Raw genomic sequence first — 13,638 nt, 5'->3', positions numbered from 1 at the left:
TGTGTGTCGGTTAAGCTTAGCAGGGTTCGTGTAAGCTTTTGTTATTGGAGATAACTTTCTGAACAATCTTATACAGGCTTCCTGCGCTCATTTTCCCCAATTTCCATCAACACGTCCTGCGGGCGGTTATACCCGCCCGGCATCGCGACGCTAAGCGCGGTGCGTTTTGCTCTGCACCTGTCGTTCGCCGGAGTGATGCCGTAAGTCATCACACATCGCCTGTAACTCATTGAACAATCTTGCTACATGGAAACCATCGCACACGGAATGATGGACCTGCACGGCGAGGGGCAACAATACTTTTCCACCCTGGTTGACGTATTTCCCCATAGTGAACATGGGGGCAAAAAAGTTCTGCATATTGGCTACGTTGATATTAAAACTGGTAAAACTTGACCAGGGGATCGCCGACACAAAAAATACATTTTCCCGCGACTCTTCCTTCGGCCAATAAGAAAGGCTATTACCATAGCGAGCAACATCTTCCGAATAAACGTTCTGGAAATGATCAATATTGCCATCGAAGTGACTCCATAAAGAAGAAAAGGTCTCCGTTTCATTATGGAAAATGGTATAGCTTGGATGAATTTCATTCCATATGACAAGTTCATTGTTCTTCATGGCCATACGGAATTCCGAATGGTTGTTGACGATTTTAGAAAGGAGGGAAATCATCGTCGGATAAAATTTCCAGCCCAGTTCTTTTATATCCTTGAGCAATGCGGTGATGTCTATTTGAACAGTTTGATTAAATGTAGATTGAGCAAAGGACTGAAATACCTCGAAATGTTCTTTTCTGGCCCAACGTGATAAGTCAACAGGCGTATATTCAGGGATTGTTTTTTTCATTTTTTAACCTTTGATGAGCAATCAAAAATCAGCGTTTTGCCTACGTTTTTTCATGAATAAAGAAAGCATAGAGATTCCAGGCGGTTTTGGACGCGAACGCATTTGTGAGGGTAGCGCATCCTTATAGAGGAAGAAAGGGGATGTTAAACATTTAATATATCAAAGAAAAAAGTTAGATGGCGCAATCTGCCGGCGTTTTCATGTTGTTAATATGCCACAGAATATCCGTCATGCGCTCAAAGCAGGTGTTTTTCCTGTTCAACAGAGGGCACAGCGCCTTCTCGTTCTGGCGAGGTTTTGCAGAGGGCAAGAGAGATTAATGCATTGATTGTACGTCTCTTTTCGCCTGACATTTTGCTATCGTGTGAACAACGGTATTTGCTAATATGATCGGGAATACTCTCCCTGATTCGGTAAATGATGTGAAGAACTACGCAGCGATAACGCTACTGGCAGCAACACTGGTGGGGTGCGACAACCCTTCCGCGCCGCTGTCGTTTACGCCCGAGATGGCGAGCTTCTCCAATGAATTTGATTTTGACCCTCTGCGCGGCCCGGTAAAAGACTTCACCCAGACACTGTTCAATGACAAAGGTGAAGTCTCCAAACGGGTAACCGGTACGATGTCGACGGAAGGGTGTTTCGATACCCTCGAACTGCACGACCTCGAGGCCAATACCGGCGTGGCGCTGGTACTGGATGCTAATTACTACCTTGATGCGGAAACCCAGCAGCGAAAAGTGAAACTGCAGGGGAAATGCCAGCTGGCCGAATTGCCGTCGGCGGGCGTAACGTGGGATACCGACGATAACGGGTTTGTGGTGGCGGCGCACGGCAAAGAGATGGAAGTGAAGTACCGCTATGATGCGGATGGCTATCCGCTGGGGAAAACCACCGTCTCCGGGGACCAGCATTTATCCGTCCAGTCGACGCCGTCTAAAGACCTTCGCAAAAGAATGGATTACTCCGCCGTGAGCATGCTGAATGACAAACCGCTGGGCAACGTCAATCAGAGCTGCGATTACGATCGACACAATAATCCGGTGAGTTGCGATCTGACGATCACCGACAACAGCGTGAAGCCCGCCGTTGAGCGCAAGTACACCATTAAGAACAGTATTGAATACTACTGAGAAAAAGCCGCGCAGGTTACTGCGCGGTGGGTTTCAGCAGGCTGGCGCCTGACGGTTTGTGTCCGGCCAGGTGCTGATGCTGGAAGATGCACATGCGAATGGTGTTGCGGTATTCACCGTTGATAAAGAACTCGTGAACCAGTTCGCCTTCCACCATAAAGCCCAGCTTGCGGTAGATATGGATTGCTTTCTCGTTCTCTTTATCCACGATGAGATAAAGCTTGTAGAGATTCAGGACGTTGAATCCGTAATCCATCGCCAGCTTCGCCGCCCGCGTGGCGAGACCTTTCCCCTGATGCTCAGGTGAAATGATAATCTGGAATTCTGCCCGACGATGAACGTGGTTGATCTCAACCAGTTCCACCAGACCGGCTTTTTCACCTTCACACTCCACGACAAAACGGCGTTCGCTTTGATCGTGAATGTGCTTATCGTAGAGATCCGACAGCTCAACAAACGCCTCGTAAGGCTCTTCGAACCAGTAGCGCATCACGCTGGCGTTATTGTCGAGTTGGTGGACGAAGCGCAGGTCTTCACGCTCCAGCGGGCGGAGCTTTACGTCACACTGCACTGACATTATGGCGCGACCGTGCGGCCAGTACGACGATCCAGGCAGCGCAGGGTATTTGGCTCCCAGTAGGCGTTAACGTTGGCACTTTGCTGACACTTATCGCGCGCGTCGAAAGCGACATCTTCTTTGTCCCACTCTTTTTCAACACGTTTGTTCACCTTCTGGCGAAGGCTACGGGTGTCATTCCATTGTTCTTTGTCCATCGCGGCGTTCTGACGGCTTTGCGCGCTGTCACCAGACTCAATAATGAGTTTGCTGGTTTCGGCGGTGGCAGAGGCGGCAAAGGCGAACGATGACAGCGCCAGCAGGGCTGTCAGACAAAGGCGTTTGCTTAATGTAGTCATAGCGTTTCCTTTTAAATGGGCGCAGATAATTAAGTTATCCCGTTCAGATTCTACACCAAAGAGAAATAACGGCATACCCGCGACACGGGTATGGAAAAGTAAACGATATCATCAGGTATGATGTCTAAATAAATCATCACATGACCGTAAATATGCTCAAAACCACTCTGCTTTTTTTTGCCACTGCGCTGTGTGAAATTATCGGCTGCTTCCTTCCGTGGCTCTGGCTAAAGAAGGGGGCAACCGTATTCCTGCTGATCCCGGCGGGCATTGCGCTGGCCCTGTTTGTCTGGCTGTTGACGCTGCACCCGGCGGCCAGCGGGCGCGTCTACGCCGCTTATGGCGGGGTTTATGTCTGTACCGCGCTGCTGTGGTTACGCGTGGTGGATGGTGTGAAGCTCAGCGCCTATGACTGGGCCGGGGCGCTGGTTGCGCTGTGCGGCATGTTGATTATTGTTGCCGGATGGGGGCGCGCCTGAGCGCCCGATTTTTTTGTGACCGTTCGCTGATTTTATGATCATTATACTTGTATGGTAGTAGTGCAGAAGAGTAAGTTTCCAGCATCACAATGAGCGATGTAAGGAAATGGATTATGAAGATTGTCGGGGCTGAAGTCTTTGTTACCTGCCCGGGGCGTAACTTTGTCACCCTTAAAATTACCACCGACGAGGGCATCGTCGGCCTGGGTGATGCCACCCTCAACGGACGTGAACTTTCGGTGGCCTCTTATCTGAAAGATCACCTTTGCCCGCAGTTGATCGGCCGTGATGCGCACCGCATTGAGGATATCTGGCAGTTCTTCTACAAAGGCGCCTACTGGCGTCGTGGTCCGGTCACCATGTCGGCCATTTCCGCTGTGGATATGGCACTATGGGATATCAAAGCCAAAGCGGCCAATATGCCGCTCTACCAGCTGCTGGGCGGCGCATCCCGGGAAGGGGTGATGGTCTATTGTCATACCACCGGACACTCCATTGATGACGTGCTGGAAGATTACGCCCGGCATAAAGAGATGGGCTTTAAGGCAATCCGCGTCCAGTGCGGCGTGCCGGGTATGAAAACCACCTATGGCATGTCGAAAGGTAAAGGGCTGGCCTACGAGCCCGCCACTAAAGGTGACTGGCCGGAAGAGCAGCTCTGGTCCACCGAAAAATACCTCGATTTCACACCGAAGCTGTTCGATGCGGTGCGCAGTAAATTTGCCTTTAATGAACATCTTTTGCACGACATGCACCACCGTTTGACCCCGATTGAGGCGGCGCGATTCGGTAAGAGCATTGAAGCATTCCGTATGTTCTGGATGGAAGATCCTACGCCTGCGGAAAACCAGGCCTGCTTCCGTCTGATCCGTCAGCACACGGTCACGCCGATTGCGGTTGGGGAAGTGTTTAACAGCATCTGGGACTGCAAGCAGCTTATTGAAGAGCAACTTATCGACTATATCCGCACCACCATTACCCACGCGGGCGGCATCACCGGCATGCGGCGCATCGCGGACTTCGCCTCGCTTTATCAGGTGCGTACCGGCTCACATGGACCGTCGGATCTGTCGCCTGTTTGCCACGCCGCCGCGCTGCATTTTGACCTGTGGGTGCCAAACTTTGGTGTACAGGAATATATGGGTTACTCCGAACAAATGCTGGAGGTCTTCCCGCACAGCTGGCGCTTTGATAATGGCTATATGCATCCGGGCGACAAACCCGGGCTGGGTATTGAATTTGACGAAAAACTGGCGGCGAAATACCCGTACGATCCTGCCTATCTTCCGGTTGCCCGTCTCGAAGATGGCACGTTGTGGAACTGGTAAACGAGGAGCGAACGATGAAAAGCGTAGTGATTCAACAACCCAACGCACTGGTGATTGAAGATCGTCCACTTCCGGAACCCGCGGCAGGTGAAGTGCGCGTCAACGTCAAACTGGCCGGTATTTGCGGTTCAGACAGCCATATTTACCGCGGGCATAATCCGTTTGCCCGATACCCGCGCGTGATTGGCCATGAATTTTTTGGTGAGATTGATGCCGTTGGTGAGGGTGTTGACCCGGCCCGCGTGGGCGAGCGCGTCTCGGTTGACCCGGTGATCAGCTGCGGACACTGCTATCCGTGCTCCGTGGGCAAACCCAATGTCTGTACCTCTCTGGTGGTGCTGGGCGTTCATCGCGACGGAGGCTTTAGTGAGTATGCCGTCGTACCGGCAAAAAATGCCTGGGTTGTTCCGGATGCTATTCCAGATAAACACGCGGTAATGATCGAGCCGTTCACGATTGCCGCTAACGTAACGGGGCATGCACAACCCACCGGGCAGGATATCGCCCTGATCTACGGCGCAGGCCCCATGGGGCTTGTCACCCTCCAGGCATTGAAAGGTGTCTATAAGGTGAAGCAGGTTATCGTTGTCGACCGGATCAATGAACGGCTGGCGATGGCGCAACGCAGCGGCGCGGACTGGGTGTTCAACAACGCGGAGCTGTCGTTACAGGCGGTGCTGGAAGAAAAAGGGATCAAACCAACGCTTATTATTGACGCAGCCTGTCATCCGACAATTTTACAGGAAGCCATCACCATTGCCTCTCCGGCGGCACGCATCGTGCTGATGGGGTTTTCCAGCGACCCAAGCCAGATTGTTCAGCAGGGGATCACCGGAAAAGAGCTGGCGATATTCTCATCACGGCTGAATGCCAACAAATTCCCCGTCGTCATCGACTGGCTGGAAAAGGGGTTGATCGACCCGGACAAACTGATCACCCACACCTTTGACTATCACCACGTAACAGACGCCATCGAACGGTTTGAAAAAGATCAGCAGCAGTGCTGCAAAGTCTTACTCACGTTCGGGCAATAATAATTCACGCGGTTAAGAGCCTGCGCAGACAGGCTCTGAGTGGTACGCATCTTACCTTGCAGAGATAGCCATTATGACGCAAACACAACCACAAAGAACGACTTCAGATCTGGTGAAAGCTGCCGTTTCCGGCTGGCTGGGTACCGCACTGGAGTTTATGGATTTCCAGCTCTATTCGCTGGGGGCCGCCCTGGTATTCCATGAGATCTTCTTCCCGGAACAATCGGCCGCAATGGCGCTGATTCTGGCGATGGGGACGTACGGCGCAGGCTATATCGCGCGCATTGTCGGCGCCTTTATCTTCGGGCGAATGGGCGACAGCATTGGCCGTAAAAAGGTGCTGTTTATCACCATTACTATGATGGGGATCTGCACGACCCTGATCGGGGTCTTGCCGACCTACGCGCAGATTGGGATTTTCGCGCCCGTCCTGTTAGTGACGCTGCGTATCATCCAGGGGCTGGGGGCAGGGGCTGAAATCTCCGGCGCCGGGACCATGCTGGCGGAGTACGCCCCTAAAGGGAAACGCGGCACTATCTCCTCGCTGGTGGCGATGGGCACCAACTGCGGGACGTTAAGTGCAACGGCTATCTGGGCAATTATGTTCTTCGCCCTCGACCGCGAACAGTTGGTTGCCTGGGGCTGGCGTGTCCCGTTTCTTGCAAGCGTGGTGGTAATGATCTTCGCCATCTGGCTGCGAATGAACCTCAAGGAGAGCCCGGTATTTGAAAAAGTGAACGAGGCTGAGACAACCGCACCGGTGACAAAACACGATTTATCATTTGCAGCGATGGTGAAGAGTAAGTCCTTCTGGCTGGCAACCGGGCTGCGTTTTGGTCAGGCGGGGAATTCAGGTCTGATCCAGACGTTTCTTGCCGGGTATCTGGTTCAGACGCTGCTGTTCGATAAAGCGATCCCCACCGATGCACTGATGATAAGCTCAATCCTCGGGTTTATCTCTATCCCGCTGTTGGGCTGGCTCTCCGATAAAGTAGGGCGTCGTCTGCCGTACATTCTGCTCAATATCTCCGCCATTATTCTGGCGTACCCGATGCTGTCGATTATCGTTGATAAGAGCTATGCGCCGGGCGTGATCATGCTTTCCATCATCGTTATCCATAATTTCGCCGTACTGGGACTGTTTGCCCTGGAAAACATCACGATGGCGGAGATGTTTGGCTCGCGTAACCGCTTTACCCGGATGGCTATCTCAAAAGAGGCGGGCGGGCTGGTGGCGGTAGGCTTTGGGCCAGTGCTCGCCGGGATCTTCTGCAATATGACCGGTTCCTGGTGGCCAATTGTCGCCATGATGATCGCCTACTCCGTGATTGGGCTGATCGCCGCCATCTGCATGCCAGAGGTCTGCGATCGTGATTTGAGTGTGGCGGAAGATGCGGCGGAGGGGCCGGCACGTGATTCCGTCGGCTATGGGGCGGTTTCATCGCGGCGGTAATGGTTTATATCTTTAGTGACCTATCACACAACTTTATGGTCATGTCACACCACATGCGTAAAAGTTAATATAAATCAAAATCTCAAACTGCAGGATCAGTATGGTTAATGGCAGTTCTTTTTTACCCCGACTGCCATTCTAGTTGGTGTAGTCAGCAGGCGCTGCTGCTCGTTTAGAGCGGCAGCGAATCCCAGCGTACATAACTTAACGAGTCTTAATCATGGAAAACCGGTTATTACAGGCGAAAGCGACGCTTCCTCAGTACGATCGCGAACGCCTCAAGGCACGCATTGTTCATTTAGGGTTTGGCGCATTTCACCGTGCGCACCAGGCGGTGTACGCCGACATTCTCGCCGCGGAACACAACAGCGACTGGGGTTACTGTGAGGTAAACCTGATTGGCGGTGAACAGCAGATTGCCGATCTGAACGCACAGGATCATCTCTACACCGTGGCGGAAATGTCTGCCGATGCGTGGACATCGCGGGTGGTGGGCGTGGTCAGGAACGCACTGCATGCACAGGTTGACGGGCTGGAACGCGTGCTGGCCGCACTGTGTGAGCCGCAGGTGGCGATTGTCTCACTCACCATTACTGAAAAGGGATATTGCCACTCGCCGGCGACCGGGAAACTGATGCTCGATCACCCGTTAATTGCCGCCGACCTGCAAAACCCGCATCAGCCGAAATCTGCGCCGGGTATGGTGGTGGAAGCACTCGCGCGACGCAAAGCTGCCGGGCTGCCCGCGTTTAGCGTCATGTCCTGTGACAATATGCCGGAGAACGGTCACGTCATGCGTAATGTGACCTGCGCTTATGCCCGCGCGGTTGACGGCGAGCTGGCAGACTGGATTGAATCCAGCGTCACTTTCCCGTCCACCATGGTGGATCGCATTGTTCCCGCGGTTACACCGGAGACGCTGGATAAAATTGAACAGCTGACCGGCGTTCGTGACCCGGCAGGCGTGGCGTGCGAACCGTTCCGTCAGTGGGTGATTGAGGACAACTTTGTCGCAGGCCGTCCGCAGTGGGAAAAGGCCGGGGCGGAGCTGGTTTCAGACGTCATTCCGTTTGAAGAGATGAAGCTGCGCATGCTTAACGGCAGTCACTCTTTCCTCGCGTATCTTGGCTATCTGGCGGGGTACCCGCACATCAACGACTGCATGGAAGACGAACACTACCGTACTGCCGCCCATGCGCTGATGCTGAACGAGCAGGCGCCGACCTTAAAAGTGAAAGGCGTTGATTTAGGCCACTATGCAGACCTGTTGATTGCCCGCTACAGCAACCCGGCGTTACGTCACCGTACCTGGCAAATCGCAATGGACGGCAGCCAGAAGCTCCCGCAGCGTATGCTCGATTCCGTGCGCTGGCATCTGGTGCATCAAAAAAGCTTCCCGCTGCTGGCATTAGGCATTGCAGGCTGGATGCGGTATGTCGGTGGTGTCGATGAGCAGGGCAACGCTATCGACGTGAGCGACCCGCAGCTGGCGGTCATTCAGGCGGCGGTGAAGGGAAGTGCTGAGGGCGAAGACCGGGTGAAGGCGCTGCTGGGCATTGAGGCCATTTTTGGCAAAGAACTCCCGCATGAAACCGTCTTTGTGGATGCGGTAATGCGTGCTTACCAGACGTTACTGCAAAAAGGTGCAAAAGCCACGGTCGCAGAGTACGCGGCGAACGGCTAAGTCATCACATGCCGCCGCGTGCGGCGGCATGATGTCGCATGAATCAGTGCATACCCAGGCGAATCAGTTCAATCGGTTCGAACTTACCTTCGCAACCTTCCACTTCTACCGTTTTGCTGCGACGCACCTGCGCGGCATCCAGCCCTTCGCTGTGGATCGCTTTAATCACGCCGGTGTGTCCTGTGCCATTGATCATTACACGGCTGCCGGTGGTAATTGCGTTACGGTTACGGTCGTATGTCATCATGGTATTTTCTCCTCTCTCTCTTATCCGTTACGGCGCTATTTTAGGTTTCACCGTTCACGGGGCACTATAAATACGCCTGTCTGCATCTCATTTTTTTGTTTTTGATCAAACTCACACTTTTTTCTCAATATTGGTGGGTGCTGACGGTTCACGACAGCAATTTACAAAGCCCACATTTATTTTCCTTTATTGATAGTTTCTGCAGGCAAGCGTTTAGGGTTTGTTTATATTTCGGCTGCCATTCTTGAAGCAGGGAATACCCCTTTCACAGGAATAAGGAGTCAGGCTTATGTATAAGAAGATTTTAATGCCTGTTGATGTATTTGAAATGGAATTGAGCGACAAAGCGGTTCGCCACGCGGCCAACCTTGCAAAGGCGGAAGGCGCGTCGATTACGCTGGTGAACATTCTCCCCAACAGCAGCCGCTCGTTGCTGCGCGGATTCAACGCCGATATCAAAAAGTTTGAAGCGTTTATGACCGCGGAATCCGGGAAGAAAATGAACGAGCTAAAAAGGCTGTTTGATCTCCCCGGGGAGAATATCCACAGCCTGGTCTGCTTTGGCAACGTGCGTGACGAAATTATCAAACTGAGCAAAGAAGGGGAATATGACGTGATCGTCATCGGGTCGAAAAACCCGAGCATCAGCACCCATCTGCTCGGTTCAAATGCGGAATCTATCCTGCGCTATGCGAGTATTCCGGTGCTGGTGGTTCGCTAATCTCTTCGCCGCAACCGAAACGGGGGCGGCGTATTTTACTCTTCGCTAAACCAGTCGCTGTTTTCCTGACGAATTAACTGTACGGATTCGCTGATTTCCTGCAGGTGCAGCGTCATCGCTTTTTCTACACCGTCCTGATCGCGTTTTTCCAGCGCACTGAAAATATCATGATGCTGTCGTAGCAACATTTCCGGTGGTGAGACGTGGTCGAGGCTCATATAGCGCACGCGGTCGATGGTGGCTTTGATGTTTTCAATCGTGTCCCAGGCCAGTTGACAGTCTGCAATTTGCGCCAGCTTCTGGTGAAACTCGTCATCAAGCTGGAAGAAGTCGTTGAGCTGTTTGCGGTCAATCGCAATACGCTGCTGATGCAGGTTTTGCTCCAGCAGGTAGCACTGGTTATCGTCAATCAGCGATGCGGCACGGCGCGCCACCGCGCACTCAATGGCCTGACGGACAAAACACCCGTTACGCACCTGGGAGAGCGAGATTTTGTTCACATAGCTGCCGCGCTGCGGGCGGATCTGAATCAGACCGTTTTCTGCAAGCTTGATAAACGCCTCACGCACGGGCTGGCGGGACACGTCAAACCGCACGGACACTTCTTTTTCAGAGAGCGGCGTTCCGGGTGGGATCAGGCAATGGACAATATCACGTCGCAAAATGCGATAGATTTGCTGGTTTACGGGCTGGGTAGGATTGAGTTGCGATTCAGCGGCCATGAGTTGTCATTTCTCAGAGAGTTAGCCTGAACATACTACCATTCTTTTATGGCCTGAAACAGACCCGGCCCGCAGGCCGGGAAGGGCAATGTTAGCCACGATGGACGCTAAGTCCGCCAAAACTCTGGCTGACTGGCATCATTTCTACCGTGTTAATGTTGACGTGTTTTGGCAGCGTTGCCACCCACCAGACCGCTTCGGTGACATCTTCCGGCGTCAGGGCGTTCGCATTCTCGTAGGTTTTGTCTGCTTTCGCGTCATCACCTTTAAACCGAACGTTGGAAAATTCGGTTCCGCCTACCAGGCCCGGCTCAATATCGGTCACGCGAATGGCGGTGCCGTGCAGATCGGTACGCAGGTTAAGGCTGAACTGACGCACGAAGGCTTTGGTCGCGCCATAAACATTACCGCCCGCATAAGGCCAGCTTCCTGCGGTCGAACCGATGTTAATAATGTGGCCGCGATTGCGCTCAACCATGCCTGGCAGCACGGCGCGGGTCATGTACACCAGCCCTTTGTTGTTCGTGTCGATCATGTTTTCCCAGTCTTCAACGCTGGCTTTATGGGCAGGCTCCATACCGAGCGCCAGACCGGCATTGTTGACCAGCAGGTCAATGGCACGCCATTCGGCCTGCAGGTTAGCAATCATCTCTTCGATGGCGGCACGGTTACGGACATCAAGCTGCGCGGTCAGGATGCTGTCACCCAGCTCATCTTTCAGCTCCTGCAGACGCTCCTGACGACGACCCGTCGCAATCACCTTATGCCCGTTGGCGACGAAGCGACGCGTGATGCTTTCACCAAAACCTGCCGTTGCCCCGGTAACTAAAATAATCATCTCACTGTTCCTCAACGCTTTTTGTGTTGTACTAACATAGCACGGCCGCGAAGGATGCGTTAAGGCAACATTTGTATGACGGCATTGCAGGCAGTGGCGGCCTGGCCTACTCTGGGAAGATAACCGTACTCAGGAGTGAAAGATGTCGGCCACTAATCCCTTTTTTGAAAGCAGCCTGTTGCCTTATCAGGCACCCCGATTCGACGAAATCAACGACGGCCACTACCGCCCGGCATTCGATGAAGCGATACGCCAGAAGCGAGCCGAAATTGACGCGATTGTCGCGCAAACGGCCGCCCCCGATTTCAACAATACCGTGCTGGCGCTCGAAAAAAGCGGTGCCATGCTCTCGCGTGTCAGCAGCGTTTTCTTCGCCATGACCTCTGCGCACACCAATGATGACTTACAGGCGCTTGAGGAGCAGGTCTCTACCGAGCTTGCTGCCCTGGCGAACGATATCTGGCTTAACGACACGCTGTTCTCTCGCGTGGAGAGCGTCTGGCAGGATTGTGCTGCGCTGGACGCCGAATCCCGTCGGCTGGCAGAAGAGACGTACCAGCACTTTGTGCTGGCCGGTGCGCGACTGAATGATGCAGAAAAAGCGGAGCTGAAAGCGCTGAATACCGAGGCGGCGACCCTCACCAGCCAGTTTAATCAGCGTCTGCTGGCCGCCACCAAAGCCGGTGGGCTGGTCGTGGATTATGCACATCAGCTTGATGGACTCAGTCCTGACGAGATTGCGACGGCTGCCCATGCCGCCGCGGAGAAAGGGCTGAACGATCGCTGGTTGATTCCGCTGCTGAATACCACTCAACAACCCGCACTTTCCGCGCTGCGTGACCGTCAGACGCGCGAAAATTTGTTTAACGCGGGCTGGACGCGTACCCAGAAAGGGGATGAAAACGATACCCGGGCACTGATCCTGCGTCTCACCGCGTTGCGTGCGCGTCAGGCAAAATTGTTGGGGTTTGAGGACTACGCAAGCTGGAGTATCGCCGATCAAATGGCGAAAACACCTGCCGCCGCGTTGGCTTTTATGCGCGGAATTGTACCCGCCGCACGCACCCGAGCGACGCTTGAGCAGGCCGATATCCAAAAAGTGATTGATGACGAGCAGGGCGGGTTCACCGTGCAGGCGTGGGACTGGGCCTTTTATGCCGAGCGCGTGCGCCAGGCGAAATATGCCCTCGACGAGTCGCAAATCAAGCCGTACTTTGCGCTCAACACGGTGTTGCAGGATGGCGTATTCTGGGCTGCAAGCCAGCTGTTTGGCCTCCGCTTTGTCGAGCGTTTCGATATTCCGGTTTACCATCCTGATGTCCGCGTGTGGGAGATTTTCGACCACACCGGCGAAGGGATGGCGCTGTTCTACGGTGATTTCTTTGCCCGCGAATCGAAAGCCGGTGGGGCGTGGATGGGGAATTTCGTCGAGCAATCGTATGAGTTTGCCTCGCGCCCGGTTATCTACAATGTCTGCAACTATCAAAAACCGGCTAACGGTCAGACGGCGCTGATCTCCTGGGACGATGTGGTCACTCTGTTCCACGAGTTTGGTCATACGCTGCACGGTCTGTTTGCCAGCCAGCGCTACGCCTCCCTCTCCGGCACCAATACGCCGCGTGATTTTGTCGAGTTCCCATCGCAAATCAACGAGCACTGGGCGAGCCATCCGCAGGTGTTTGCCCACTATGCCCGCCACTATCAGACCGGAGAGCCGATGCCGGAGGCGCTGCGCGATAAAATGCTTAACGCGACGCAGTTTAATAAAGGTTATGACATGACCGAGTTGCTTAGCGCTGCGCTGCTGGATATGAACTGGCACGGCATCAGCGAACCCGTGGACGATGTTGACACCTTTGAAGCGGCAGCACTGCACAAAGAGGGGCTGGATCTGCCCGCCGTTCCACCGCGCTATCGCAGCAGCTACTTCGCCCATATCTTCGGCGGCGGCTATGCGGCAGGGTATTACGCTTACCTGTGGACGCAAATGCTGGCAGATGATGGCTATCAGTGGTTTGTTGAGCAGGGCGGGTTGACGCGTGAAAACGGGCAGACATTCCGCGAGGCGATTTTGTCGCGCGGGAACAGTAGTGATTTAGCTGAACTTTACCGCCAGTGGCGTGGGCACGATCCGAGGATTGAACCGATGCTGGAGAATCGTGGATTGAGTGCTTAAGGGCTTTTTTAGTATGGGAACAAAACCGGGCGCGATGCCCGGTTTTTTTGACCGATTTT

General features: G+C 53.7%; 14 protein-coding genes. 8 read left to right on the top strand and 6 right to left on the bottom strand.

The genetic code is table 11. The features are described from left to right. Positions 1-150: 150 nt before the first annotated feature. Positions 151-849, bottom strand: a complete 699-nt coding sequence (gene catA / locus L466_RS08990) for a type A chloramphenicol O-acetyltransferase (protein WP_032681119.1) — start codon at positions 847-849, stop codon at positions 151-153. 386 nt (positions 850-1,235) lie between these two features. Between catA and L466_RS08995 the strand changes: the two genes are divergently transcribed. Then, the gene (locus L466_RS08995; protein WP_032670404.1) at positions 1,236-1,982 is read left to right on the top strand and encodes a YnfC family lipoprotein; all 747 of its coding nucleotides are present in this window, start codon (positions 1,236-1,238) and stop codon (positions 1,980-1,982) included. 16 nt (positions 1,983-1,998) lie between these two features. On the opposite strand, the gene speG is transcribed toward L466_RS08995, so the two are convergent. Then, positions 1,999-2,559 (bottom strand): spermidine N1-acetyltransferase, encoded by a 561-nt coding sequence (gene speG, locus L466_RS09000; protein WP_020884265.1) that lies wholly within the window; start codon positions 2,557-2,559, stop codon positions 1,999-2,001. Continuing rightward, complete coding sequence (locus L466_RS09005) at positions 2,559-2,897, bottom strand: DUF1283 family protein (protein ID WP_020884264.1); 339 nt, start codon at positions 2,895-2,897, stop codon at positions 2,559-2,561. Before L466_RS09005 ends, speG begins: the two co-directional genes overlap by 1 nt. Positions 2,898-3,049: 152 nt before the next feature. On the opposite strand from L466_RS09005, the gene L466_RS09010 reads away from it, so the two are divergent. The 5 genes from L466_RS09010 (at position 3,050) to L466_RS09030 (ending at position 8,875) form a co-directional block, all read left to right on the top strand. Next, the gene (locus tag L466_RS09010; RefSeq protein WP_025204305.1) at positions 3,050-3,376 is read left to right on the top strand and encodes a YnfA family protein; all 327 of its coding nucleotides are present in this window, start codon (positions 3,050-3,052) and stop codon (positions 3,374-3,376) included. 113 nt (positions 3,377-3,489) lie between these two features. Further along, the gene (gene rspA, locus L466_RS09015) at positions 3,490-4,704 is read left to right on the top strand and encodes a starvation-sensing protein RspA (protein ID WP_032681117.1); all 1,215 of its coding nucleotides are present in this window, start codon (positions 3,490-3,492) and stop codon (positions 4,702-4,704) included. Positions 4,705-4,718: 14 nt separating this feature from the next. Then, positions 4,719-5,738: a Zn-dependent oxidoreductase gene (locus L466_RS09020; protein ID WP_032681116.1), complete on the top strand. Its 1,020-nt coding sequence runs from the start codon at positions 4,719-4,721 to the stop codon at positions 5,736-5,738. Positions 5,739-5,811: 73 nt separating this feature from the next. Next, positions 5,812-7,191 carry an MFS transporter gene (locus tag L466_RS09025; RefSeq protein WP_032681115.1) on the top strand — a complete coding sequence of 460 codons (1,380 nt, stop codon included), beginning with the start codon at positions 5,812-5,814 and terminating at the stop codon, positions 7,189-7,191. A gap of 220 nt (positions 7,192-7,411) precedes the next feature. After that, positions 7,412-8,875 (top strand): mannitol dehydrogenase family protein, encoded by a 1,464-nt coding sequence (locus L466_RS09030; RefSeq protein WP_032681114.1) that lies wholly within the window; start codon positions 7,412-7,414, stop codon positions 8,873-8,875. 43 nt (positions 8,876-8,918) lie between these two features. On the opposite strand, the gene ydfZ is transcribed toward L466_RS09030, so the two are convergent. Further along, the gene (gene ydfZ / locus L466_RS09035) at positions 8,919-9,122 is read right to left on the bottom strand and encodes a putative selenium delivery protein YdfZ (RefSeq protein ID WP_013096785.1); all 204 of its coding nucleotides are present in this window, start codon (positions 9,120-9,122) and stop codon (positions 8,919-8,921) included. 289 nt (positions 9,123-9,411) lie between these two features. Here ydfZ and L466_RS09040 point away from each other — a divergent pair, with 289 nt between their 5' ends. Then, positions 9,412-9,843 (top strand): universal stress protein, encoded by a 432-nt coding sequence (locus L466_RS09040; protein WP_014169892.1) that lies wholly within the window; start codon positions 9,412-9,414, stop codon positions 9,841-9,843. Between the two features lie 35 nt (positions 9,844-9,878). On the opposite strand, the gene L466_RS09045 is transcribed toward L466_RS09040, so the two are convergent. Next, positions 9,879-10,565 carry a GntR family transcriptional regulator gene (locus L466_RS09045; protein ID WP_014169893.1) on the bottom strand — a complete coding sequence of 229 codons (687 nt, stop codon included), beginning with the start codon at positions 10,563-10,565 and terminating at the stop codon, positions 9,879-9,881. Between the two features lie 91 nt (positions 10,566-10,656). Then, a complete protein-coding gene (gene ydfG, locus L466_RS09050; protein WP_032681113.1) occupies positions 10,657-11,403 on the bottom strand; it encodes a bifunctional NADP-dependent 3-hydroxy acid dehydrogenase/3-hydroxypropionate dehydrogenase YdfG in 747 nt (248 codons plus the stop codon). A 142-nt stretch (positions 11,404-11,545) separates the two neighbouring features. Between ydfG and dcp the strand changes: the two genes are divergently transcribed. Further along, entirely contained in the window at positions 11,546-13,579 is a 2,034-nt protein-coding gene (gene dcp, locus L466_RS09055; protein ID WP_032681112.1) for a peptidyl-dipeptidase Dcp, read from the top strand. Positions 13,580-13,638: the final 59 nt, after the last annotated feature.

Origin of the sequence: Enterobacter sp. BIDMC 30, from assembly GCF_000534355.1 — a bacterium.
In the GTDB taxonomy this organism is placed as follows: domain Bacteria; phylum Pseudomonadota; class Gammaproteobacteria; order Enterobacterales; family Enterobacteriaceae; genus Enterobacter; species Enterobacter ludwigii.
The sequence above is the reverse complement of the archived record's forward strand: the minus strand, read 5'-3'. Positions and strand labels throughout refer to the sequence as shown.